We start from the raw sequence: 24,690 nt of genomic DNA, 5'->3' as shown, positions 1-24,690 counted from the left end.
CGTTTTATGGTCACTATTGAACCGACACTGCGTCGTCGAATTGCACAGGCAACTCAATTACCGAATAACTTAGATCCCTTATTACGACAAATTTATGCTAATCGTGGAATAACATCTGAAGTTCAACTAGAACGATCGTTAAAAGGCTTACTTCATTATCAAACATTAACAGGAATAGAAACGGCAATTTCATTACTGATTGAGGCGTTACAGCAACAATCTCGTATTGTTATTGTTGGCGATTTTGATGCTGATGGCGCAACAAGTACCGCACTTGCGATTAAAGCATTACGACAAATGGGATTTAAGCAAGTTAGCTATCATATTCCTAATCGTTTTGATGATGGCTATGGTTTAAGCACTCAAGTTGTTCATGACGTTGCTAAAAAGGGGGTTGATCTCATTATCACTGTTGATAATGGAATTTCCTCTTTTGAAGGTGTGGATACAGCTCATGAATATGGTATTCGTGTCCTCGTTACTGATCACCATTTACCCGGACAAACCTTACCCGCTGCGGATGCGATTATTAATCCTAACCTGACAGATTGTTCTTTTTTATCTAAATCATTAGCTGGTGTTGGCGTTACTTTTTATTTAATGACGGCATTAAGAGCTGAGTTAGAAAAGCAAGGTTGGTTTGAGCAACAAAACTTAGCTCGCCCCAATATGGCGGATTTTCTTGATTTAGTTGCATTAGGCACAGTGGCAGACGTTGTTCCTCTTGATGAAAATAACCGTATTTTTGTTTATGAAGGATTACGCCGAATTAGGGCTGGACGTTGTTGTGTAGGAATAAAAGCGCTAACGGAAGTCTCTCGAAAAGAACTCGCTCAACTAGTCAGTAGCGATTTGGGTTTCTCTTTAGGGCCTCGCTTAAACGCAGCCGGACGTCTTGATGATATGTCTGTGGGAGTTGCTTTACTTTTAACCGACAATATTGGTTCTGCGCGTGAAATTGCTAATGAACTTGATGGATTAAATCAAACTCGGCGTGAAATTGAAGCGGGTATGCAAGAAGAAGCTTCAATCATTTTCCGTCAATTTATGGGAACACAACATGATTTACCAAATGGTTTAGCGATCTATCACCCTGAGTGGCACCAAGGCGTTGTGGGTATTTTAGCTTCTCGTATTAAAGAAAAATTGCATCGCCCTGTTATTGCTTTTGCACCTAGCGGTGATGGTCTGTTGAAAGGCTCTGGTCGTTCAATAAGTGGTGTACATCTTCGAGATGCATTAGAACGATTAAATACGTTAAATCCGGGATTGATGGTGAAATTCGGTGGGCATGCAATGGCGGCTGGGCTTTCACTTGAAGAAGATAAATTCCCACTGTTTCAGCGTCATTTTTCGTCTTTGATGGCAGAGTTGGTTTCCGATGAACAGTTACAAGGCGTAATTTTATCGGATGGCGAACTAACCGATAATCAACTTTCATTGCCTATCGCCGAAATGCTCAGAGAAGCAGGGCCTTGGGGACAGGCTTTTCCTGAACCTCTATTTGACGGTAAATTTACGTTGTTACAACAACGTATTGTAGGTAGTAAGCATTTAAAAATGATGCTTCAGCCAGTGAATAGTCATTTAATGATTGATGCGATTGCATTCAATGTTGATATCAATATGTGGCCGGATAACAGCATTAAAACGGTAGAGCTAGCCTATCGACTAGATGTCAATGAGTTTAGAGGACAACGTAATGCACAACTGCTTGTTGAGCACATTTGGCCTTGTTAACACGAGTAATTAAACAATTTATCGTGATATAAAGGATAACGTTGTTATGGTAACAACTATCTAGTAGACAATTGTATATAAATGCTATAAACCCGCTGATATATCCGTTACAATATGCGGTTCAAAATTTATTCCAATTGTTTTTTGAAAACAACATAAAGACGAAAAAGTATGTTTGAAATCAACCCCGTAAAACACCAAATAGAAGAAGTCTCTGAAAGAACAAATGTTCTCAGGGGGTATCTTTGACTATGATGCCAAGAAAGAGCGTTTAGAAGAAGTTAACGCTGAATTAGAACAACCTGATGTATGGAATGAGCCAGAAAGGGCACAAGCATTGGGCAAAGAGCGTTCATCTCTTGAGGCTATCGTAGAAACAATCGATCAGTTAGATCAAGGATTAGAAGATGTTTCTGGTTTACTTGATTTAGCGGTTGAAGCTGATGATGAAGAAACATTTAACGAAGCTATTGCTGAATTAGATGGTTTAAATAAAAAGCTTGAGCAATTAGAATTCCGTCGCATGTTCTCTGGTGAATATGACAGTGCGGATTGCTACCTTGATTTACAAGCAGGCTCTGGTGGTACAGAAGCGCAAGATTGGGCAAGTATGCTGATGCGTATGTACTTACGTTGGGCTGAATCAAGAGGCTTTAAAACAGAAATTATTGAAGAATCTGACGGTGATGTTGCAGGATTAAAATCAGCGACTATCAAAATTATTGGTGAGTACGCTTATGGTTGGTTACGTACAGAAACAGGTGTTCATCGCTTAGTTCGTAAAAGTCCATTTGACTCAGGTGGCCGTCGCCATACTTCATTTAGCTCTGCCTTTATTTACCCTGAAGTTGATGACAATATTGATATTGAAATCAACCCAGCTGATTTACGTATTGACGTTTATCGTGCTTCAGGTGCGGGTGGACAGCACGTTAACAAAACAGAATCTGCTGTGCGTATTACCCACGTTCCAACAGGTCTTGTCACTCAATGCCAAAACGATCGCTCTCAGCATAAGAACAAAGATCAGGCAATGAAGCAGATGAAAGCGAAATTATACGAGCTGGAAATGCAGAAGAAAAATGCAGACAAGCAAGTAATGGAAGATAACAAGTCCGATATTGGCTGGGGTAGTCAAATTCGTTCTTATGTTCTTGATGATTCACGTATTAAAGATTTACGTACTGGTGTGGAAACACGTAATACGCAAGCAGTATTAGACGGTGATCTTGATAAATTTATTGAAGCTAGCTTAAAAGCGGGCCTGTGAGGAAAAACATGTCGCAACAGCAACAAGGTGCGGAGCAGGCACCTGATTTAAATAACGAACTGCAAACACGCCGCGAAAAATTATCCGCTTTACGCGATAATGGTAACGCATTCCCAAATGATTTCCGCAGAGACGCTCTGTCTGACGAATTACATCAAAAGTATGATGCAATGAGTGCAGAAGAGTTAGAAGCAGCGAATGTGGAAGTTTCTATTGCAGGTCGTATGATGACTCGCCGTATTATGGGCAAGGCATCTTTCGCTACATTGCAAGACATGGGTGGCCGTATTCAGCTTTATGTTTCTCGTGATGATTTACCAGAAGGTATTTATAACGAGCAATTTAAAAAATGGGATCTGGGCGATATCTTAGGTGCTCGCGGTCGTGTTTTCAAAACGAAAACAGGTGAATTAAGTGTTCACTGTACAGAAGTGCGTTTATTAACTAAAGCACTGCGTCCGTTACCAGATAAATTCCACGGTTTAGCTGACCAAGAAATGCGTTATCGTCAGCGTTATCTAGATCTGATTTCTAACGAAGAATCGCGCAAAACTTTCCAAATTCGTTCACAAGTTATGGCGGGTATCCGTCAATTTATGGTGAATAAAGGCTTTATGGAAGTTGAAACGCCGATGATGCAAACTATCCCTGGTGGAGCAAGTGCGCGTCCGTTTATTACTCACCATAATGCGTTAGATATCGATATGTATCTGCGTATTGCGCCTGAGTTATATTTAAAACGTTTAGTTGTCGGTGGTTTTGATCGCGTATTCGAAATCAACCGTAACTTCCGTAACGAAGGTGTATCACCACGTCACAACCCTGAGTTCACCATGATGGAACTCTATATGGCGTATGCAGATTATCGTGACCTGATTGAATTAACTGAGGAGTTATTCCGTACATTAACTGAAAATGTACTGGGTTCTTCGTTAGTGAAATATGGTGATCAAGAGTTTGATTTTGGTAAACCATTTGCCAAATTAACCATGAAAGAAGCTATCTGCAAATATCGTCCAGAAACTGCAATGGCTGATCTTGATGATATGGATAAAGCGGTTGCTATTGCTCAGTCTATCGGTATTAAGATTGAGAAAAGCTGGGGCTTAGGTCGTGTTCAATGTGAAATTTTTGAAGAAGTTGCTGAAAGCCACTTAATTCAACCAACGTTCATCATTGAATACCCAGCTGAAGTTTCTCCACTGGCTCGTCGTAACGATGATAATCCATTTATCACTGATCGCTTTGAATTCTTTATTGGTGGTCGTGAAATTGGTAATGGCTTCTCAGAACTTAATGATGCTCAAGACCAAGCAGAGCGTTTTGAAGATCAAGTTCGCCAAAAAGAAGCGGGTGATGCAGAAGCGATGTTCTTTGACCATGACTACATTACGGCATTAGAACACGGTTTACCTCCAACAGCTGGTTTAGGTATTGGTATTGACCGTATGGTGATGTTATTTACTGACAGCCATACCATTCGTGATGTTATTTTATTCCCGGCAATGCGCCCTAATAAATAATTGTTATTTTAAATAAATCCTTAATTTAACAATAGCATTAACGAAGAACAATATAGTTATAAGGCCACCGAAAGGTGGCTTTTTTGTTTTTAAAAACAGTGAGTTGTCTTTTTTGCGATGATTAAGTAATCATTTGAATAAGAAGGGGATTGTCGTTCAATTAGGGAAGCGTATAATCAAGAAAATAAATTGCGGGCGTAGTTCAATGGTAGAACGAGAGCTTCCCAAGCTCTATACGAGGGTTCGATTCCCTTCGCCCGCTCCAAACTCAAGTCTCCTGAAGTCTGCCAAACTTAATTTTTCCTTGATAAATCAGCAGTTATAGCATTTTATTACTCTATTGAACTCGGGAGGATAATTGCCCCCCTGCTATGTTTTTTAACCAAGATGAATTGCCAGAGTTTCTTTGTATTCTGAACACCTATGCCGGTAGGGTGCTTGCTAACATAGCAATGCAATTGCTTATTTTGCTAGGAATCAAGGAAACCCGCCAGACCGGAAATGGTCTCTTCCTAGAATTTCAGATTGCCATCGCTGCAGTATGTACAATATTGATCACTGGCATAGTGTGCATCAGGTTTCGACATCGCATTCCGCAGGCCTAACAGTACTTTTCGTGTTGTGACATATGATGCTCTTATGGTGACATCCTGATTAATAAACATATTAAATATGTTTTGTGCGGGTGATGCATCAGATCAAAGCAAAGGTGAAGCTCCCAGTATCTCCAGCCAGAAATACCGGGAACTTATTTTACCTGGCGATGAGTGCGAACACGCCCCAGCCAAAGTATTCTCTCGTGTACGTTACGTGACGTTTTGGCGAGATGTTTAGCTCTGCTCTGACTTCTGCTGCAAAGTCATCATCAGGATTGGCGTCCAGCCAGCGACGCATGGTCAGCCATTTCGCTGCCTCATACCGGTCCCAGCCTTCCTGATCTGCCAGTACCATTTCCACCACGTCATAGCCGAGGCCGTCGAACGCGCTGACAAGTCCTGACAGCGTCAGGAAATCGCTCGTCGAGCTGACGCCACAGGCTCGGGCTATTTCGTCTGATGCTGGGAACTGACGCCAGTAGGGTTCACCGATGAGCAGGATCCCACCTGGCTTAAGGCTCCGCGCCAGCAACTCAATCATTCCAACAAATCCACCGGCAATCCATGTCGCGCCGACGCAGGCGGCTACATCGCATTTTTCTTCTGCCACATATCCGGTGGCATCGTTATGAATGAAATGAACACGGTTGCTTACGCCGAGTTCTTCCGCACGTCGTCTGGCTTGCTCGCTGAACAACTGACTCATATCGATACCGACACCAGTAATGGCGTGATCACGGGCCCAGGTACAGAGCATTTCCCCCGAACCACTGCCGAGATCAAGGATGCGAGTATTCGGCTTCATGCGTAATATTCGACCCAGTGTGTTGTACTTTTCGGGCGTAAAAGGGTTATGAATGCGGTGTTCGCTTTCGCTAATAGTAAAAATACGTGGGATATCCATGATCCTCTCCTTAACGATTATCTAGCTGGGCGCGGACGTTATTCAGTCCGGTAGTGTTAATGCGATAAGGCTGACCGTTGACGGATTTGATCAGCTTTTTGGCTTTGAGTTTTTTGAAGACGGTGAGCGTGCAGTCGACAAGTAGCAGCCCTTCGCGACTGTAGCATTCAACGGCGGTGACGCGACCTGAAGCATCGCGGACGTGTGCAATACGTCCACCTTTGGCGAGAACGTGTAAGGTACGTTGTTCCTGACGGGATAAATTCATACTGGAAAACCTGTTTCATCATCATGTGTAAAACATGCAAACACACAGCGGTGTCCACATTCGATTTTAGCGCATTGATAATCAGTCCGGCCTGTAAAGGTCGTGGGAACTGATTATCAGATGATGACATTCTCCAGCATCGAAGCCTCGGGTTGAGTTGATAGGTATTTACATGGTGAATGATATCACCCGTTTGTTATAAGTGAAAAGGGCGGAGTGAAAAATGTGATCCCGAACAGGCAATAAAGAATCACCTTGTTTTGGCGTTTGTCTGGTACTGGAAGGAAAACGACTGCACTATCTGGCTGACCGAGCCAGCATTATCGGTGAATTCAGTAACGCAGAATTTTTGAAGTTGGATGAAGTATTTCCACGTTTTATCAGCCAGATGGAATTGATGTTGACCATTGGTGACATCGATCCTCGTCATGCCAACGGCGTCGCCCTGTACCAAAGAAGTTTCTCACTCAAGGAAGGTAATAAAAACACTCTCTCGTTATGGATTTAAGCCTGATGGTGAAGTTTGTTTCGACGCTATTTGTTTCCAGCGCTTCAGATTATTTTTAGATAAAAGTAGAATTATTTAATTTTATTTATATTAAATAGGCGAGTCAGGTCGTATTACCTCATGTAAACGCCTTCCTCCTTATATCTATAATCGCATCTACTTACTTAAAATAACTCGAGAGTAGCCACTGTGATAATCAAATAAATAGTATAAAGTTCAAATGCTAGTTAAGTAATAATAATATTTATTATTGGAGGAATTTTTATTTTTTAAATAAATTCTTAAAGAAAGTAACTATATAAACAATATAGTTATTATTTTATTTCTTTAACTATTATTATTCATTTTTATCACTACCTTATTTTAATGCTATGATTTTAAATGATTTTATATTTTCTTCATCAAGTTATAAAAAATGATATATAAGTAACGCTTTTGCTTCTCTCCTCTAACTCTTTTTATGTAGAGGAAATTAAAAATAAATTTATAAAAAAAATTAGTAAAAAATTAAAATAAATTGAAAAAGTGTCGATAAGAGTACATTACGCCCAATTGGGATTACTTTATCTTGTTAGTTGAGAAATTCGATGCAGAAACTTCGTAACATTACTATTCGTCTGATGATGATAATCATACTGGGGACTTTATGTGTGTTATTTGGCAGTGTCAGTCTTTATAGCGCATGGTCACTATCACAAATATCTGAAGGCAATCAATCTGATAATCAAATAATAAAGCAAATGGCCGCACTCAGTCAGGGAAATGACCAATACTTTCGTTTTACTTCACGGCTTAATCGTTTGGTAGAACAAAAAGCAGAGGGTAAAGAAGTTGACTTTACACAAGCACAAATCGCAATGGAGAACATGGAAAAACAGATTGAATATATGAAATCTGTTTCTCCGGGGCCGATGGATGCAAAAGTGTCAAAAGAGCTAATGGATGTATGGCAAACGCTTTTTGAGCAAGGAGTAAAAAAGCAAATGGAGTTAGCGCTCAATGGTACTATTGAGCAATATGAACACCATGCAAAAAATGTAACACCTACGTTGAGCCGTGAATTGGGTAATGTGAGTGAAAACTTTAATAATGTCGCAAATATAAAAATTGATAGAACCATTGCAGAAGTAGATGAGCTTATTGAAGTAACACAAATCGTTATTATCATTAGCGCTATTTTAGGGGGAATTATTCTGATCCTCACTGATCGTTATTTAGTGTCAATGTTACAAAAACCACTCGAAAGTATTCGCCAACATTTTGTGAAAATTACAGAAGGTGATTTGAGTCAGCCACTCGAGCCTTTTGGTAATAATTGTGCTGGGCGATTAATACCATTATTGAATGGAATGCAAAATAGTTTACATGAAGCAGTGAGCACTATCCGTCAGGGAAGTGACAGTATTTATCGAGGTGCATCTGAAATTGCCAAAGGGAATAACGATTTGGCTTCTCGTACAGAAGAGCAAGCGACGGCACTAGAGCAAACAGCCGCAAGCATGGAAGAAATCACAGCTGCCGTTAATCAGAATATGGAACATGCTTATCAGGCGAGAGAATTGGCTGAAGTTGCATCAGTGACTGTTGAAAAAGGCAATGAACTAGCTGAATCTGTTGTAACAACAATGGATGAGATTTCTGATAGTTCAAATAAAATTGCAGATATCATCAACGTTATTAATAATATTGCATTTCAAACAAATATACTTGCTTTAAATGCATCAGTAGAAGCGGCAAGGGCAGGAACTCATGGTCGAGGATTTATGGTCGTCGCCAATGAAGTGCGTAATTTAGCAGGAGATAGTGCCAAAGCCGCTAAAGAGATTGAAGTGCTTATTGCTGACTCCTCTACGCGAGTAAGAAAAGGTGCAAGCTTAGTCAGTGATATGGAAAAAACGATGGAAGATATTTTGACGGGAGTTAAACAGGTAACGTCAATAATGAAAGAAATCACTATTGCATCTGAAGAGCAAAGTAAAGGTATTGGCCAAGTGAGTGTGGCTATTACTCAAATGGATGGCGTAACACAACAGAATGCCTCTTTAGTTGAACAAGTTTCAGCAGCAGCCATTTCATTAGAAAGACAAACCGAAGAATTACAGCAATCGGTACAAAAATTCAATCTAGCTCATCATTGATATAGAAAAAATTTATAAAGTATGTGTCTAATGTGGTAAGTTTTTACTCGTTAGGCGCAAAAATATTATAAATATAAAGGCTACATTCTTATTATTCTTGCTTTTATTTAACAGTATCAATGAGCTTAACTTGCTCATTGATTGAGTATTTAAGTCGTCATGTTTTATTATTTTTATCATGTGAAACAGAAAATTATTATCAAAATTAAACGATCTATAAATAACAATATTATTTTATTATACTCAATCAATTAAAAAGTACTTTCCATTTTAATTTTCATAATCAATCAGTGATTATGTTAAAGCTTGAAGTGATTTGATTTTTTAAAGATGCAGATATAAATCCTCTTTAATATAAATAATAAAGAGAGGATGATGAAGAATATTGTCTCAATGTTTAGAGCATTTTTTTATATATTGTTCTGTCTTGTTTATAACATCTTGGTATTGAGGATGATCGATATAAGCATCATTGACGGTCTTATTTATATCTTGGATCACTATTTCTTTTTGTTTATCTGTCAAAGTCAATAATAAGGCTTTCAAAACTACTTTTACTGCTGCAATTTCATACTCTATATTGACAACTTTTTTTTCCATAAGATCCTCAAAGGAACGACAATTTATTGCTGTGTGATAAATTATTTTTCATATTAATTAATTGTTTACTTAAATCCAAGAAAAAATTAAATTGATAAAAAAATATGCGAATTTATCGCATTTTTTCATTAAAACAGTAAATGTAAGGATATTTTAAATGAGGGAAATAGACATTCAGAAAATTTAACTTAGTATTGTATTAATGAAAGAAAAATAACGGTATAACTATATAAAATAATCAATAGGATGCTATTAGCACCCTATAAAATTAGGGGGTAAACTTTATAGCAATAGCAAATATTGTTTTCATTAGGCTTGAGTAAGTTTCTTCACGTATTGCTCAGTTAAGTTAATAACTTCATTGAGTTGAGGGTATTTGTTTGATGTATCCTCAAGCACTATAGATATATTGCCCAACATATCCCTTCGTTGTCTATCATTTAACGTAGAAAGTAAAGATTTGATAACAATTTTTAGAGCCGCAATTTCGCATTCAATTTCTTTTAAATTTTTATCCATGATTTACCTGCCAGTATTTAATGGATGAGTAATATAGGTAATTTTTTTGTTTATCACAATTATAGAAGCATATTATTTAGAGATGTATCGCACATTATGACTAATGTTTTAGCCTAATATAAATTATTAAAAATAATTATCAAATTGTAAATTTTATATGTGGTAGTAAGTTGAAGTCTTATTGATATTCTCTGACCTTGGGGCTAATAAGATAAATGATTAAAATTGATCTCGGATCTGGTTCTATTTAAATTCCTTTATTTTTTATTATATAATAAACAATTCTTAATGGTGATAATAAAAAAACATGTCTTTTAATGATAATCTATTTTTGTTTCATGATGTTTAATAGCGAAGTGAACAAGAATATTATAACCAAATAAATTACATTAACTTTTATGATAAAAAAGAAAAAGAGCTTATGTTTTTACATGAAGCTCTTTTTAGCTTATTTGATTATTGATTATTTTGCTTCACAAAAGCCACGTAGGCATCAATCCAGTTTTGCATAAAAGTTGCCGTTTTCTCTGAAAACTGTCCATTCTCAACCATTCCGTCATACCATTTTAGATAACATTCTGGTTGATTTAGGGTCGGCATATTCAAGAAGGCTAACGAATTACGTAAATGTTGTTGAGCTATTGCTGTACTAATATTACCCGTTGAAACCCCAATAATACCTGCTGGAATTTTATCCCAAGCATTCGTTCCATAAGGGCGAGAAGCTTGGTCAATAGCATTTTTAAGTGCCCCAGGTATTGAACGGTTATATTCAGGGGTGATAAAGATGATGCCTTGGCATGCTTTTATTTGTTGTTTGAAATCGACAACAGAAGAGGGGGTATGACTGTCATCGTCTTGGTTATAGAGAGGGAGAGCACTAATATCGATAAACTGACAGGTAAATTCTTGAGGAAATAACTTAATTAAGGCATGTGCAGTTTGTTTATTAAACGAATCTTTTCTTAAACTACCGACAACGATACCAATTTTAAAATGACTCATCTTAGTTCTCCTATTTTGAAGGATAAAATGAATACCAAAGCCTATATTAGATATTCATTTTTTGATTTTATCTTGGTATTAAAAAACAGCAACAAAATATAAGAGTGTTTTTTACACGTAAATTACGTAAATAAATGATAAAATTGGTATTATTATTTTTATTATTATCTGGTATTATTTCATCAATATAAAAAACGATCAGTTTATATGACAACATTTTACTAAATAAATCCGATATTCAAGATTTGATGCGTTTAGTGTGATGTAAGTAGTATTTTAAGAAAAAATAAATGAAATGATAGGAACACTCATTGCAACTAAGAGTGTTAGCCTATTTATTTAGTATGCAGTAGGTAATAGAAAATTATAATAAAATGGCTTAAAATGCGACAACTCATATACTCTTATTTAAGTCTGATCGGAATTAAGGAAAAATGATGTCCTTATTACAAAATAAAAAGAATGTCCTCGCTGTATTTATGGCAACCAGCGTTCTCGCCCTATCTGGGTGTGCGTGGACTGATCACTCTCGTCCAATTGAAACGCCAGCGCCAGTACAAACCACACAGCCTGTAGCAACTACTCAACCAGCGGCTGTTGCACAACCGCTTTCTATGGCACCAGCTGCAGAGCCTGCTGATAGTGGCGTAGATACAAGAAAATTGGGACTGGCACCGCAAAGTGCTTGTATCAAACAACTTGATTCTTTAAAAACTTTTTCTCCATCTGATTATCAATCCATGATGAGCTCATTTAAAGAAATTAGCGAAATCAATGCGATGTACCGTAGTGTTCAAGGTACAGCAAGTAAAGATAGTTTAGATTTATTAAAAATGAGTATTGAATCAAAAACAGAAGTTTTATGTGCAAAAGTTCGCTATTTGTCGATTATGTCAGTTAATTCGACATTAAAAAAATTAGGTGAATAATTACTATGAAATTAAAGCAGAGTGTTTGTCTCGCTTTTATGCTGTTTCCAACACTGTCGTTTGCCAATAATGAGTTTAATTCTGTTATTGAAGATTTTGACCGTTATTTTGAAACACAAAAGCCAATTAAAATTGAGCCTAAAACATCTGCTACAATTTCATCGTCAACGAGAACCGGTCAGGCTAATCGTGGAGTAAACCGCACCACAGCGACTCAACAAACAAAACCAGAGCAACGAGTTAAAACTTCTACGCCAGCTAAAACAGATAATCAGGTAGTTGAACCTGTTAAGACTCCTGATATCACGCTGGCAGAAAATTGCCCTGTGTTACCTGCTGATTATTCAAAATTAAAGAGTGACTACACTCGTTATTTAACTCCATTGCTTTCTTTTATTCCGATTAAACCGCAATTTACACCAGAGGATCTTAATCGTTATAGCTACAGAAATAATGCAACGGTTTATAACCCATTAGCTCTGTATTCAAAAGAGAGTTATGCAAGGCCTCAACGTAATGACAATTTCTTGTTAGATGTTATTCCAGGAACATTTTATTCTGTTACGGCCATTCCTTTCCACTTTGCATATCAGTTCAATCGCTCTGTACTTGATCATAAACAACCTCTTTTTAATAAAGAGCTATTAAATCGTTTAGCAGATACAAGAAGTAAATACCAAACTCTGTATCAAAAATACACAGAGCAGGCAGCTATAACAAAAGAGCATTTAGAAAAACTTCACAATGCAAATAGCCAAATTAAACAACTCGAATTAACGCTGGCTGAAACAGAAGAAAAATTAGCTACGGCGAATACCTTACTTACTGATGACACGTTAAAACAGGCTGTTGCTAAGCTACAAAATGATTTAGAAACAATAAAAAAAGAACGTGACTTGTTAGTTAAGCAACTAGCCGAAAAAGAGAATGTATTACAGGCAACAACAGTAAAAAATACAGAGTTAGCAAAACAGCAACAAGATTTTGAGCAACAAGCGGGAATACTTAAAACCTTAGAGGCGAAATATACTCAGCTTGAGCAAGAAAAAGAGCAATTACAGTCTCAGTATCAACAGGCTCAAGCTCTGTTAAAAGATGATAGTGCCAAAAAAGAGATTGATAAATTACAAAGTTCACTTGAGAGTATAAAAGTAGAGCAAGAGAAGTTAATTAGTCAATTAAATGAAAAACAGACACTACTTGCGAAAATTGAACAAGAAAAAGAAGTTATACAGGCTCAGTATATCGAATCTCAGCAGTTACTAAGTGGTAACAGTAAGCAAAAAGAGCAAGAGTTAGCTAAATTAGAAGCAATCAAAAATAAAGAGATAGCAACATTAGAAAATTCGTTATCAACAATAACGACTGAGCAAGAAAAATTAACTAAACAACTTTTAGATGTACAAAATCAATTAGCAACGATAAAGAAAGAGAAAGAAGATGTGCAGACTCAGTTTGCACAGGCTCAACTATTGCTAAAAGATGACTCTGCGAAAAAAGAGATAGATAAATTACAAAGCACATTATTGAAGATCACATCAGAACGTGAAGATTTATCTAAAGAGCTTGCATTGAAAGTCGCAGAAGCAGAAAAGCAGCAAGATGCAAATAGCAAACTTGTTGAGGAGCAACGCAAAGAAATAGCACAACTAAAAACACAAGTTGAAAAAAGTAATCAGGAACAAACTCAACTTAATAAATCGCTTTTAGCTGTTCAACAGCAAAAAGAGCAAGTAGACGAAAAACTAAAAGCGATCCCAGAATTAAAAGCACAGCTAGATAACAAGGTCACGGAACTCGCTGACTTGAAGAAGAGTTTATCTGCGGGTGAAAAAGCCGTTGAAAATTTAATTACTGATAAAAATAATCTGATAGCTAAATTGGAGAAAGCACAAAGTGAGCTATCGAATAAATATCAAACATTAGATGCACAATTTAAAGAGAATAATATTGCATTAGCTCAAGTCACCACGAGCAAAACAGAGAGTGAGAAAACTTTAGCATTGTTAGAAAAACAACTCACTGAAAAGCAAAATACAACGGATAAATTGAGTGCTCAATTAGCTGAAGCAAAAGTACAATTAGAAAAACAAAATACAGAGAATGCACAACAAATTAGTACGTTAAAGCAACAACAAACAGAATCTATTGCTAAATTAAATGAGCAAATTAAAGCCAAAGATGCTGAATTAGCGAAAGTTAACACAGACACTAACAATATTTTAAAAGAAAATAAAACGCTAAAAGAGCAGCTTGAGAAAATGGCAGGTGAAGGGCAAATGATTGCAGGGCAACTTGCTTATGCCTATTCAATTATAGGAAAAGATAATGCCCAGCGTAATAAATCTATTTTATCTGAGATCCAAAAACAGAATTACGTACAATATGACGATAATACCTACTTTAAAATATTAAAACAGGGTAAGCCTGTGGCTTCAATTGCAGGTAAAACCGTTGTATTTACAATGCATGAAGAGTTAACTGACGGTACTGTAACTCTTAATTATGATAAAGCTAAGCCACTTATTTTACCTTACCGCCAATTGCCATTACCACTGAATACCTTTATTGCAAAAGCAGGTATCAATGGTAAAGCCAAAATTTATATAAAACCAGGTGGCGGTTATGGGAAGAATGGTGTACCAGGACAAGTGCCACCAGAATCCATGTCCATCGTGACAATTGAGATCTTAGATATTAAATAAAATAATTAATAGGTAACATCAGCTCTTCTCTGAATAAAAAATGAAGAGCTGATATTTTATTATTGCCATAAAAATTCATCGTTTTTTAAACAAAGTTCTCTTTCTAGTAGCCAATTTTTTAATTTCTGGCAGTTTTCAGGATGTTCTGGAATGCTATTTAAAATCTCCCATAATGGTTTTATTAGTTCAGAACTAGGTGTTGTTTTCTGAATGTAATCAAGAGTGTTATTTATTTCAACATTAAAGATAGGTTCACTTTTCCAATTATCGAGGAGTAATTGAATATCTTTCTGTAATAAGTTATTGATAACAATTAGTCTGACTTTATCCGCATTAAGCTTAATATTGATATCATCTAAAGATAAAAAAGGATCACTTTTATTTGATAGTTGCTTTTCTTCAAATGACTTAATATTTTCACACTGTTTAATTTGAAGTTCGAGCTCTCTTTTAGTTTCATAAAGTGTAAAAAGCTGGGGAGTAATGTGTTGAGCCCACCAAATAAAAAGCGGTTTTATTACGGCTTGAATTAAGCGCATATGTTCATTGATATTGACTGTTGCTCTTAATGATTTATCCCAATCTGCTGGTGTTATTGTTGAATGTGGCTGTTCTGCATGAAATGTATGTGCAAAACCAATAACATCACGTACTTCTTCTTTAGATATAACAACAAAACAGTATTTCTTTCGTAAAAACCAAGTGGACTGTAATAAACTGTCTAAGCTTTCACGGCACAAAACACGGGATAGTATTTTTATTTGTTGCTCATTAACATCATATGCAGTAACGATATTTTCATTAGAATGAAAAGAAAACTGTAGATCAAACAAGTTATCTACAGTTTCTTCATTGTTGGGTGCCATTATTTTTTTCAGTAAGGCTAAATAGTCATAATAATGGACTTTGGTGCTATATGTATTTTCTTTTATCACGATATACAACTCACTCATAAGAACAAATTTTAAGTATTCTAACTATGAATGACTTTTAGATATTATGATATTCAGTCGGATTTTTTATAATTTTGATCTGAGATTTCTCGCTTTACTTGGTGTCATATTAAAACGACGATGATAGCTTTGTGTAAAGTAAGACTGACTTGAAAAGCCAGACTCCATTGAAATATCAACAATACTCATTTCAGTGGTCAGCAGCAGTTGGTGTGCATAGATAATGCGTCTTTCACAAATCCATGTTCTTGGTGAAGTACCATAAACATGATTAAAAAGCTCTTTAAACGTAGTTAATCCCATACCAAATTCACGAGCAAATTGTTTAAGCTTCCAGTTTTTTAAATGATTTTTTTCCATAAAAATCTTTAAGCGATCAACTTGACGATGGCTAAGTTGGCGCAATAACGCCATTAAGTCAGAACCTTGCTCAGTTGAAAGTAATAGAATTAAAAGCTCTTCAATACGTAATTGTATGAAGGCTTCAGGGCAAGATTGAACAGTGAGATATTCAAAGCCATTACTACAAAATTGAATAAGAGGTGAATTTTGAAAACAAATAAAGGCACTTGAAAACTCTTCGTCTCTTTCTATTTGGCACAAGATCTCATTGTACTTAGACATGAAATCTCTTAAAAAATCATCAGAGAGTGGGATACAAATAATATCGGTAGGCTCTGCACCTTGTGTTTTTATTGTATAGTTACCTTGTTGTAGAAAAAGAACTTGGTTATCACTCACTGTTACTGTATCAGTGCAATTTTGCAATATGAGTGCATTTTTTCTGATAAGAAAAAGCGCTTTTTGTTCATTTTCTAGTATTTGGTATTGTGGATAAAAATAAGATTTTTTCTGAATAGCACAATCATATTGATTGTTTTTTTCATATTGTATTGTATTCATGTTTCGCCCAAAATTATTATATAATTATCACTGTATTTTTATAAAAATAAATAGAAGAATATTTATAAAAATACTTCTTTATTATTGAGTGCTATTAAAAATAAAAAAGAGATTATTTTCTTCAATTTGATGTGGTTTTTTTTTAGATATTAGGCATTGCATTTTGTTTTGCTGATTTAAGATAAGTCATTTTGTTAATTTAAAGACATTCCTTATAAATTGCAAAAAGAAATTAAATACGAATAAATTCTTTTTCAAGGTGATAGCTAATAGTACATGTTAGAATGTAATCAATAATTTACATTTTATGTTTTTTATAAAAAAGAGATTGTATAACAATGAGTTATTGTTAACTATCTCTCTTTACAGTGTAAAAAAATAATAAGTACATTTTTAATGTTAATTTTATTATAAAAAGTTATTGTGTAATAAATATGAAAATTTATTGTTATAAAAAAATTAAAAAAAGAGTGTGAAATATAAATAAAAAGAAGATTAAAATTGAATGAAGAAATTGATTTCCGTGGTGATATTAACGTTTGTTACCATAACGGTATTTTTCTTTTATATGAAGTAGGCACTAAATTATAAAATAAAAAATAAAATGTAAAAAAAAAATCACTATTTACTTTTTGTTTTAATTTTATTTTTATTGGTATTGTGATGATGTTATCGTATTTTTTTATCAAGATTTAGATTAAATGATATTTTGAATGATAAATTTATTTGAATGATTTTTTATGAAAATATGGAATAGAATGTAAAATGTTAATTTTTAATAAAAAATATTTATCTAAATAGACTGGTAATCATCACGATTTATTCACATCGAACGTAAATTATTAAAATAGTGATTTTATCATTTAATTTAATTAAATCTTATTTTGGTCAAGGAACAAATCAAAAAACTAAAAGGTAATAATAGCCTTATTGCTGGCATTATGCTTGTCATCTATTTATTAGAATGGTGAATGCATAAGTGTATTTATTGTCAGGGAGGTAAGGATATAGCTAATTATGGAGAATAAGCGAACACTGCGAAATATTATATTCAGCGGGATATGGATCATTTGGACTCTTGCCTTAATTGCCTTTTGGCGTTATCAGATGGCTGGCGAGTTTTTGATTATTCTAATCCTAATTTTTAGCATTATTATTTATTCTATGACGTTGAGGTTAAAAAAAGCCGCTATGTTTAGTCGTAAAACTGAAACACCAAAAGCAGCAGAGCCTGTTGCACCAGTAATAACAGAAGAGAAAAAACCGATGCCAGAGCAAAAACTATACACGATTATTGCAAAAGGAACGGTATTCCAAGGCGATATTAATGTTGAAGGCGATATCCAAATTTGGGGTAAAGTAGCCGGCAATATTAATGTCAAAGATGGCGTTATTCGTGTTATGCATGCCGGACAAGTTGAAGGTGAATTAACAGCACCTGATATTATTATTGATGGTTTTGTAAAAGGCATCTGTGCTGCAAATAATTTAGATATCTTAGAACACGGTGAATTACGTGGTACTAGTCGTTGTGGCAGTATGTCTATTAAGCGTGGTGGTATTTTTACTGGGCAATCAGAGCAAGTTGAACATCAAGCCAAATCAGTTGCTCAACAACGTGTTGTTTCAATAAAAGAGAGCTCTAATGCAAATAAAGATAAAGTTGCTACTCCAGTAGAAAACCAACTAAAAGAAAATAAAAAATAAAGTACCATTTTTCTTTTCATTGTTCGTTGCTTATCCTATTTTATCGCTATTGTCTTAATTTTATATAAATAGAGAATAACGATGAATTTAGATACTCCCAGACTACACCTAAGAGAATGGCGTGAGAGTGATAAAGCGCCATTTTTTTCTGAAATCAACTCTTCACCTGAAGTGATGCGCTACTTTCCTTGCACTTTATCTCAACTAGAAAGTGATAATATGGTTGAGACTATCCGCGAAAAATTTATTCAGCAAAATGGATGGGGAATGTGGGCTGTTGAATTAAAAGAAACTCAAGAATTTATTGGTTTTGTGGGGTTAAATATTCCAGCAGCGCCTTTGCCATTTAATCCCTGCGTAGAAATTGGTTGGCGGATTGCGCAAAAATTTTGGCGAAAAGGCTATACCTATGAAGCGGCTTTAGCTGTATTTAAATATGCGTTTGAAACGTTGGGATTAGAAGAGGTTGTTGCTTTTACTGCAGTTTCAAACCTTCCATCTCAAGGTGTAATGCAAAAACTAGGTATGTATCAATCTGATAGTTTTTTTCATCCAGCATTAGATAAAGCACATCCTCTTGCTGAGCATGTTCTATATCGCTTGAAGAAGTCTGATTTTATTTTTCAGTCGAACGAATAGACCGTTTTTTTTCAGGAAGAGGAGGAACGGGTTTTTTATCATCAATAAGATGACGTATTGCTAAAATTGGATGATAAATCAACATTCTTGGACCAGCCCATCGCATGATCTGTTTCATCGTTTCTCGTTTGGCTGGTTGATAGCAATGAATAGGGCATTGTTTACAGGCCGGTTTATCTTCACCATAGCGACATTTATCTAATCGGTTATAGGAATAATTGATTAATTGTTGATAATAATCTGAGTCAGCTTCAGGATGCGAATGAGCATAAAGGTGCACCATTTTTTGAATGGTTTTTTTCTCACGATTTATTCTTTTTCCTGACATATCTTCCTCTCTTAGTAATATGTTGCATTTATTATGCATCTTATCATTAAGCCGATAGAGACGCTAAAATATTATTTAATGCGTAATCATAAAAAATTTTGTCAAAAAGACTTTTCTTTTTTCTTAGAATATAATACTGTATTTATATACAGTTTATTTGCCTTTAAATGGTGAAACCAATGCGTGTGGAAATTTTATTTAATAAACAATCTAAGATAACCGACTCATTATTTCCGCTCTTAGAACACGAACTGAGAAAAAAGATCATTCCAGAATATCCAGATATGCAGTTTCGTATTGCCTTTAGTAGCATGAACTCGATTCAAGTCACTGGCATAAAAGATGAAACTAAGCATGAACACATAATGGAACTTATTCAAAGCGTTTGGGAAGATGATGGTTGGTTGCAAACAGACGATGAATAAAGTGCAGTAAAAATTTAGTAAATAAAGTAATTACGATTGTCAGAATGAATTGGCTTTTTACTTGTTTATATAAAAAGCCAATGACATAGAAAAGGAAATCACTGGCAATCGGGCTTTAAAACTGTATATCTATCAATGATGACAAATCTTATTTTCACTCGTTGTAAATCCACCCTCTGCTGGAATAAATTTACCTTTCCTTTCTAAGAAATCAACTAATTCAGTCGCTGTCATATTTTCAGCTGAGCACGTATGAAAACGTGAGTCATTGCCGAATTGTTTATGGATAGCATCAATTAGCGATGTTTTAGTAAATGCAGTCTTTGAAGAAAGGATCATTTGTAAAACTTCATGACCATGTATTGATGACATATTGAGTACCCTAAAAAATAAAAGATATATTAATTATGCATCTTTATGAGAGGGTATCTTTGTTTTTAATCATAAAAAGCGATGACATTATATCATCGCTTAAAAAGAGCCTTATTTTTCACTTCGCTGAAGTATTTTTTGCATTTCATCTTTAAGATGAAGCTTTTCTTTTTTTAGTTTGGCAACTTCATCGTTATAGCCAGCTCCGTTTGGACCTTCTAGTTTAGCAATTTCTTGATCGAGTCGATGATGTTTATCGTAGAGAGCTTCAAAGCGGGGATCACTATTTCTTAATTGAGAAACAAGGGATTGTTGATCTGAGAACATATAACCTCCTATGAAAAGAAATTGGGTCTCTATTTCAGTATAATCATAGATTGGTTATCTGCATGGTAGAGCATCACAAATTTACATTTCATGAAAAAACGTGATTTTTCTTTTTAAAACATTCAGAATTATCCACTCATAGTATTATTTACTAAGATGTTAGCATTCAAACACTAAAAATATTAGTATTCGGATAACGAGTAATAAAAACATCTGAATAATTTTGTTAACGGCGAAGTGTTCGCTGTAAATATGGAGAGAGTGATGAACAAAGTAATATTATCTTTAGTAGCAGCAATGTCTTTATCTGCGTGTGCACAAGCTACTGACAGTTTAGATAAAGTTGCACCTTATCCTAAGGCTCAAGAAAATCAAGTTCGTCATGTTATCGAGTTAGAGAAAAAAGATAATGAAAGCAATTACCAAGTTGAATTAATTATTGGTAAAGAATTGAAAGTAGATTGCAATCATCAGTGGTTTGGTGCGGATTTAGATGAAAAGAATTTAGAAGGTTGGGGTTATAGCTATTATGTTGTTGGCGATTTAAATGGCCCAATGTCAACAATGATGGGATGTGCTGACAATACGAAAAAAGATGCCTTTGTACAGGCAAATATGGGATCAGATGCCTTTATCCGTTATAACAGCAAATTACCTATCGTAGTTTATGCACCTAAAGATGTTGATGTAAAATATCGTATTTGGTCTGCAGCTGAGACGACTCAAGATTCAGTTAAAAAATAATAGATAACCTTATTTAGAATAGGTCATCATTCGCTAAAAAGCCCTTTGTTATTGAGACAAAGGGCTTTGTTGTTATTTTAGCTAGATATTAGCGAATAACTAAAACTGACATTTTGGCATGTCGTACAATTGATGACGCTGTTGAGCCTAATAAATAAGAGGAAACATTAGGTCTATGTGAAGCAATCGCAATTAAATCAGCATCAATGTGACGGGCATATTCTAAAATCTCATCTTTTGCGTTACCAACGCCAACATTACATACAATTTGCTCATCAGGAATTTTTGCATCTTTAATCATTTCTTGTAGCGCAACAAAAGCAAGACGAGTACGTTCTGAAGAATCTTTGAATTTTTCAGGAATCGCAGCAAACTCGATACCAAAGAAAAGTTCAGCATTAGGAATAACGGTGAGGAAGTGGATCTCAGGTTTACCCACCTTTGCTATTTGTTCAATGTGAGCGATTAGTTCCTGAGAAAGTTCATCTTCTAAAATATCAATGGGAACTAGGATTTTCTTATACATTACAAACCTCACTTAGCGTTAGTTTAAAATATTTACCATTATCGCTTAATAGTAAAAAATAGCTGTGATCTGTGTTTTAAATAAGAGTGAGAATGATTATTTACTGCTTTACATTATTAAGCATTAAAAATTAAAAACAGACTAAAATAATATTAACAATATAATGAAAAATAAGTTATATACCTTAACTTGTTGACAGAAAAGCACATTAATAATGTCGCATTAAAAATAAACTTTTATTTTTTTCATTAAAAATAGAAAATGCATAAAAGAATGATTATCAATTATATTATTGTTTTGTATCTATAAGATTTTATTGATAAAAATAAGAGACAGAAAGATTTAAATATGGCATATTAATAGGCAATGGCATCTCAATATGATGTCTGGACAGCAATCTTAGTCCCTAAACTGGATTGTTATTCAGAGTCGTCCTTTATCCTCACCAATGAGTTATGGAACCTGAAATAACCTATGGAACTCTATTTATCTATGGCAATAGAGTAGGCTATTTAAAACCAAATAAGATTATTATTATGACACATAATCACATTGATGATATTGAGTTGGATCGGGCTGATAATAAACAGTCTGAAAAATTTAAGGCAGCTAAAAAAAGCACGTTAGTGAGTGTTTTTGTCAATATCGTTTTATCCATTTGGCAAATTACAGTGGGCTTTTTCTCACACTCTCAAGGTTTAATTGCTGATGGTATTCACTCGCTTTCTGATCTTATTGCTGACTTTGTTGTTTTAATTGCCAATAAAGGTAGTCAGAAACAACCTGATGCGGATCACCCTTATGGGCACTTTCGTTATGAAAATGCGGCATCACTTATTCTTGGGACTATTTTATTAATTGTTGGTGTCGGAATGGTATTTTCTGCCATTCATAAAATTTTAGATCCATCTACTATTCCTGAAGTTCATAGTGTTGCTTTATATGTGGCTTTACTTGCATTAGCGGCTAAAGAAGGATTATTCCGCTATATGCTTGCGGTTGCAAAAAAAGTGGACTCAACTATGTTAGTTGCAAATGCTTGGCATGCGCGTTCTGATGCTGCTTCTTCATTAGTTGTTGCAATTGGTATTATCGGAAGTTTGGCTGGATTTAAATTTTTTGACCCATTAGCAGCATTAATTGTCGGACTATTTGTCGGCCGTATGGGATGGCGTTTTACTTATCAAGCTCTGCAAGATTTAATGGACAGAGGGGCAGATGAAGAAACGCTAGAAGAGATTAAACAGATGCTGGTTTCAACACCGGGCGTGCAAGGCGTTCATGATTTAAAGACTCGTCGTTCAGGTGATTATTTACTTGTAGACGTTCACCTTGAAATCAAAGGTGAACTCACTGTCAGTGAAAGTCATGAGATTGTTGTAAATGCACGTAATAAGGTTTTGCAAAATAAACAGATCCTGAGTGTGATGGCGCACGTTGATCCCGCTTAAACTTATTTGAGTATCTAATAAAAAAGGTAATGATAGATTTTCATTACCTTTTTTTGTATCTCAAAAAGCGCTATTTACCACTTTAGAAATTGACGCAGTTTTCTTTTATATTATTACTCAGTGCCGCAATTAGATTATCGACTGCACATTCAGCCATCGCATAGCGAGTCTCTTTTGTTGCAGAGCCAATATGCGGAACAGCGACGACATTCTTCATTGTTAATAAAGGTGAAGATGAAGATAGAGGCTCTTTTTCAAAAACATCCAGCCCAGCACCAGCGATCTCTTTTTGTTCTAATGCACTGATGAGTGCTAATTCGTCCACCACTGCGCCACGTCCTGCATTAATTAAATAAGCATCAGGTTTCATCATCGAAAATTGTTTTTGACCCATTAAATGATGCGTTTCTGGTGTTAATGGTAACGTGATACAGACGAAATCAGATTGCTGTAATAAGTCTTCTAAAGAACAATGCTTTGCAGAAAATTTATCATTCACATCTGTATATTCTGTACGTGAGTGATAAAGAATATTCATATTAAAACCAAAATGTGCACGTTGTGCCAAAGCTTTTCCTATTCGGCCCATACCAATAATACCCATGGTTTTATGATGAACATCAGTACCGTACCAATCAGAAGTGATACCTTTAACCCATAAACCTTGTTTAACATTATCAGCAAGTTCAGGAACTCGTCTTGCTACGGCAAGTACTAATCCCATCATGGTATCTGCAACGGTATCTGTTAACACGGTTGGAGTATGCATTAGTTTGATATTACGTTTGGTGAGTGCATTAACATCAACATTATCATAGCCAACAGAAACTGTTGAAACGGCTTTTAAATGAGGGGCTTGGTTAATGAAGTTTTCATCAATATTGCCACCAGCACCGAGTAGACCAGAAGCATTGGCAAGTGCGGAACGAAAATTATCAGATCCTAAAGAGAGCGTTTTAAATTGTTTGATATCAGCAAAATCAGATAGTTTTTTGTACAGTTTTTCAGGAAGATCTTGGTAGAGCAAGACAATCGGCTTCATTATGTTCTCCATTAGATACTCGTCATTCTTCGATACTCGTCATACTTCAAGCCACAGCGTTGTTGGCTACGTTCATTCGCACTAGTCACATACTAATGTATGCTCCTAGCGACTCATTCACTTGCCGCCTAGCTGTGACTTGAATTATTTAGAGTATCTATGCAATAAAACACTTATTAAGTTATTCAATAAAACACTTATTAAACTGTAAGCATTTTATTGAGAGTGTTCATACCCCGCTTAAACATATTAGCAGGGAAGTTAATAAGGTATGATAAAGCGTATTGAATGTCAGTTTTATCATGTAATTAACTAATTGATTGGGCTGTAATCGTTTACTTTAAATGGGTATTATTTTTAGTGATGAAGAGGTGGGATGTATTACGTATTTTATTAACATACTGTAATGTAATTCTAAACTAAGATTTTTATAAAGTTTAAGTGTGTGCGAAAAGCGTGTAAACGTTTACACTAAATGTCGGTTTGATCACGAAATGATTCGATTGATCTTGCTAAACTCTGTGTCAGTGAACAGAAACCGTCTTGCGCTTTTCCGTTGAATTGAATC

Annotated in this window: 23 protein-coding genes, 1 tRNA gene and 2 pseudogenes; 14 read left to right on the top strand and 12 right to left on the bottom strand. The window is 35.3% G+C overall.

The window, feature by feature from the left end:
* Window positions 1–6 precede the first annotated feature (6 nt).
* From recJ to NBG71_RS08780, 5 genes and pseudogenes are all read left to right on the top strand, one after another.
* Window positions 7–1,740: a single-stranded-DNA-specific exonuclease RecJ gene (gene recJ, locus NBG71_RS08800; protein ID WP_075670872.1), complete on the top strand. Its 1,734-nt coding sequence runs from the start codon at window positions 7–9 to the stop codon at window positions 1,738–1,740.
* Window positions 1,741–1,911: 171 nt separating this feature from the next.
* A protein-coding gene (prfB, locus tag NBG71_RS08795; RefSeq protein WP_099659329.1) for a peptide chain release factor 2 occupies window positions 1,912–3,010 on the top strand; the annotation gives its coding sequence in 2 pieces (ribosomal slippage) (window positions 1,912–1,986 and window positions 1,988–3,010; 1,098 coding nt in all).
* Between the two features lie 8 nt (window positions 3,011–3,018).
* Complete coding sequence (gene lysS / locus NBG71_RS08790) at window positions 3,019–4,533, top strand: lysine--tRNA ligase (RefSeq protein ID WP_099659330.1); 1,515 nt, start codon at window positions 3,019–3,021, stop codon at window positions 4,531–4,533.
* A gap of 191 nt (window positions 4,534–4,724) precedes the next feature.
* Window positions 4,725–4,798: transfer RNA gene (locus NBG71_RS08785), tRNA-Gly, on the top strand.
* 109 nt (window positions 4,799–4,907) lie between these two features.
* Window positions 4,908–5,027, top strand: a pseudogene (locus tag NBG71_RS08780) (integrase); the annotation flags it as partial.
* Between the two features lie 259 nt (window positions 5,028–5,286).
* On the opposite strand, the gene NBG71_RS08775 reads toward NBG71_RS08780, so the two are convergent.
* Window positions 5,287–6,033, bottom strand: a complete 747-nt coding sequence (locus tag NBG71_RS08775; RefSeq protein WP_191901435.1) for a class I SAM-dependent methyltransferase — start codon at window positions 6,031–6,033, stop codon at window positions 5,287–5,289.
* 10 nt (window positions 6,034–6,043) lie between these two features.
* Window positions 6,044–6,301, bottom strand: a complete 258-nt coding sequence (locus NBG71_RS08770; protein WP_099659332.1) for a YjhX family toxin — start codon at window positions 6,299–6,301, stop codon at window positions 6,044–6,046.
* 250 nt (window positions 6,302–6,551) lie between these two features.
* Between NBG71_RS08770 and NBG71_RS08765 the strand changes: the two are divergent.
* A pseudogene (locus NBG71_RS08765) lies at window positions 6,552–6,767 on the top strand (type IV toxin-antitoxin system YeeU family antitoxin); the annotation flags it as partial.
* 629 nt (window positions 6,768–7,396) lie between these two features.
* Entirely contained in the window at window positions 7,397–8,947 is a 1,551-nt protein-coding gene (locus NBG71_RS08760) for a methyl-accepting chemotaxis protein (protein ID WP_250916780.1), read from the top strand.
* A 390-nt stretch (window positions 8,948–9,337) separates the two neighbouring features.
* On the opposite strand, the gene NBG71_RS08755 is transcribed toward NBG71_RS08760, so the two are convergent.
* From NBG71_RS08755 to NBG71_RS08745, 3 genes are all read right to left on the bottom strand, one after another.
* Entirely contained in the window at window positions 9,338–9,547 is a 210-nt protein-coding gene (locus NBG71_RS08755; RefSeq protein ID WP_223672377.1) for a hypothetical protein, read from the bottom strand.
* A 309-nt stretch (window positions 9,548–9,856) separates the two neighbouring features.
* Window positions 9,857–10,066 carry a sigma-S stabilization anti-adapter protein IraP gene (locus NBG71_RS08750; RefSeq protein ID WP_075670880.1) on the bottom strand — a complete coding sequence of 70 codons (210 nt, stop codon included), beginning with the start codon at window positions 10,064–10,066 and terminating at the stop codon, window positions 9,857–9,859.
* A 456-nt stretch (window positions 10,067–10,522) separates the two neighbouring features.
* Window positions 10,523–11,071 (bottom strand): NADPH-dependent FMN reductase, encoded by a 549-nt coding sequence (locus NBG71_RS08745; protein ID WP_075670882.1) that lies wholly within the window; start codon window positions 11,069–11,071, stop codon window positions 10,523–10,525.
* A gap of 437 nt (window positions 11,072–11,508) precedes the next feature.
* On the opposite strand from NBG71_RS08745, the gene NBG71_RS08740 reads away from it, so the two are divergent.
* Window positions 11,509–12,000: a YuaE family lipoprotein gene (locus NBG71_RS08740; RefSeq protein WP_223672376.1), complete on the top strand. Its 492-nt coding sequence runs from the start codon at window positions 11,509–11,511 to the stop codon at window positions 11,998–12,000.
* Between the two features lie 5 nt (window positions 12,001–12,005).
* Complete coding sequence (locus tag NBG71_RS08735; protein WP_250916779.1) at window positions 12,006–14,705, top strand: sugar transporter; 2,700 nt, start codon at window positions 12,006–12,008, stop codon at window positions 14,703–14,705.
* 59 nt (window positions 14,706–14,764) lie between these two features.
* On the opposite strand, the gene NBG71_RS08730 is transcribed toward NBG71_RS08735, so the two are convergent.
* Entirely contained in the window at window positions 14,765–15,640 is an 876-nt protein-coding gene (locus NBG71_RS08730) for a T3SS regulon anti-activator ExsD domain-containing protein (protein WP_223673490.1), read from the bottom strand.
* An 84-nt stretch (window positions 15,641–15,724) separates the two neighbouring features.
* A complete protein-coding gene (locus NBG71_RS08725) occupies window positions 15,725–16,561 on the bottom strand; it encodes a helix-turn-helix transcriptional regulator (protein WP_075670890.1) in 837 nt (278 codons plus the stop codon).
* 1,191 nt (window positions 16,562–17,752) lie between these two features.
* Here NBG71_RS08725 and NBG71_RS08720 point away from each other — a divergent pair.
* Window positions 17,753–18,268 carry a bactofilin family protein gene (locus NBG71_RS08720; protein ID WP_159363476.1) on the top strand — a complete coding sequence of 172 codons (516 nt, stop codon included), beginning with the start codon at window positions 17,753–17,755 and terminating at the stop codon, window positions 18,266–18,268.
* Between the two features lie 81 nt (window positions 18,269–18,349).
* Complete coding sequence (locus tag NBG71_RS08715) at window positions 18,350–18,907, top strand: GNAT family N-acetyltransferase (RefSeq protein ID WP_075670894.1); 558 nt, start codon at window positions 18,350–18,352, stop codon at window positions 18,905–18,907.
* On the opposite strand, the gene NBG71_RS08710 is transcribed toward NBG71_RS08715, so the two are convergent.
* On the bottom strand, window positions 18,885–19,235 hold the full coding sequence (locus NBG71_RS08710) for a nitrous oxide-stimulated promoter family protein (protein WP_075670896.1): 351 nt from the start codon (window positions 19,233–19,235) through the stop codon (window positions 18,885–18,887). The genes NBG71_RS08715 and NBG71_RS08710 overlap by 23 nt on opposite strands.
* 179 nt (window positions 19,236–19,414) lie before the next feature.
* On the opposite strand from NBG71_RS08710, the gene NBG71_RS08705 reads away from it, so the two are divergent.
* Entirely contained in the window at window positions 19,415–19,660 is a 246-nt protein-coding gene (locus NBG71_RS08705; RefSeq protein WP_036934877.1) for a DinI-like family protein, read from the top strand.
* Window positions 19,661–19,792: 132 nt separating this feature from the next.
* Here NBG71_RS08705 and NBG71_RS08700 read toward each other — a convergent pair whose 3' ends face one another.
* Both NBG71_RS08700 and NBG71_RS08695 read right to left on the bottom strand, forming a co-directional pair.
* Window positions 19,793–20,032: a YecH family metal-binding protein gene (locus tag NBG71_RS08700; protein ID WP_075670898.1), complete on the bottom strand. Its 240-nt coding sequence runs from the start codon at window positions 20,030–20,032 to the stop codon at window positions 19,793–19,795.
* Window positions 20,033–20,143: 111 nt separating this feature from the next.
* Window positions 20,144–20,359 carry a DUF465 domain-containing protein gene (locus NBG71_RS08695; protein ID WP_006533649.1) on the bottom strand — a complete coding sequence of 72 codons (216 nt, stop codon included), beginning with the start codon at window positions 20,357–20,359 and terminating at the stop codon, window positions 20,144–20,146.
* A gap of 264 nt (window positions 20,360–20,623) precedes the next feature.
* On the opposite strand from NBG71_RS08695, the gene eco reads away from it, so the two are divergent.
* On the top strand, window positions 20,624–21,103 hold the full coding sequence (gene eco, locus NBG71_RS08690) for a serine protease inhibitor ecotin (RefSeq protein WP_036912483.1): 480 nt from the start codon (window positions 20,624–20,626) through the stop codon (window positions 21,101–21,103).
* 88 nt (window positions 21,104–21,191) lie between these two features.
* On the opposite strand, the gene NBG71_RS08685 is transcribed toward eco, so the two are convergent.
* Window positions 21,192–21,629 (bottom strand): universal stress protein, encoded by a 438-nt coding sequence (locus NBG71_RS08685; protein WP_036934874.1) that lies wholly within the window; start codon window positions 21,627–21,629, stop codon window positions 21,192–21,194.
* A gap of 536 nt (window positions 21,630–22,165) precedes the next feature.
* On the opposite strand from NBG71_RS08685, the gene NBG71_RS08680 reads away from it, so the two are divergent.
* Window positions 22,166–23,080: a cation diffusion facilitator family transporter gene (locus NBG71_RS08680; protein WP_075670950.1), complete on the top strand. Its 915-nt coding sequence runs from the start codon at window positions 22,166–22,168 to the stop codon at window positions 23,078–23,080.
* A gap of 82 nt (window positions 23,081–23,162) precedes the next feature.
* Here NBG71_RS08680 and ghrB read toward each other — a convergent pair whose 3' ends face one another.
* On the bottom strand, window positions 23,163–24,122 hold the full coding sequence (gene ghrB / locus NBG71_RS08675; RefSeq protein WP_099659338.1) for a glyoxylate/hydroxypyruvate reductase GhrB: 960 nt from the start codon (window positions 24,120–24,122) through the stop codon (window positions 23,163–23,165).
* Window positions 24,123–24,690: the final 568 nt, after the last annotated feature.

Origin of the sequence: Proteus sp. FZP2095 (assembly GCF_023701425.1) — a bacterium.
GTDB lineage: Bacteria > Pseudomonadota > Gammaproteobacteria > Enterobacterales > Enterobacteriaceae > Proteus > Proteus cibarius.
The sequence above is the reverse complement of the archived record's forward strand: the minus strand, read 5'-3'. Positions and strand labels throughout refer to the sequence as shown.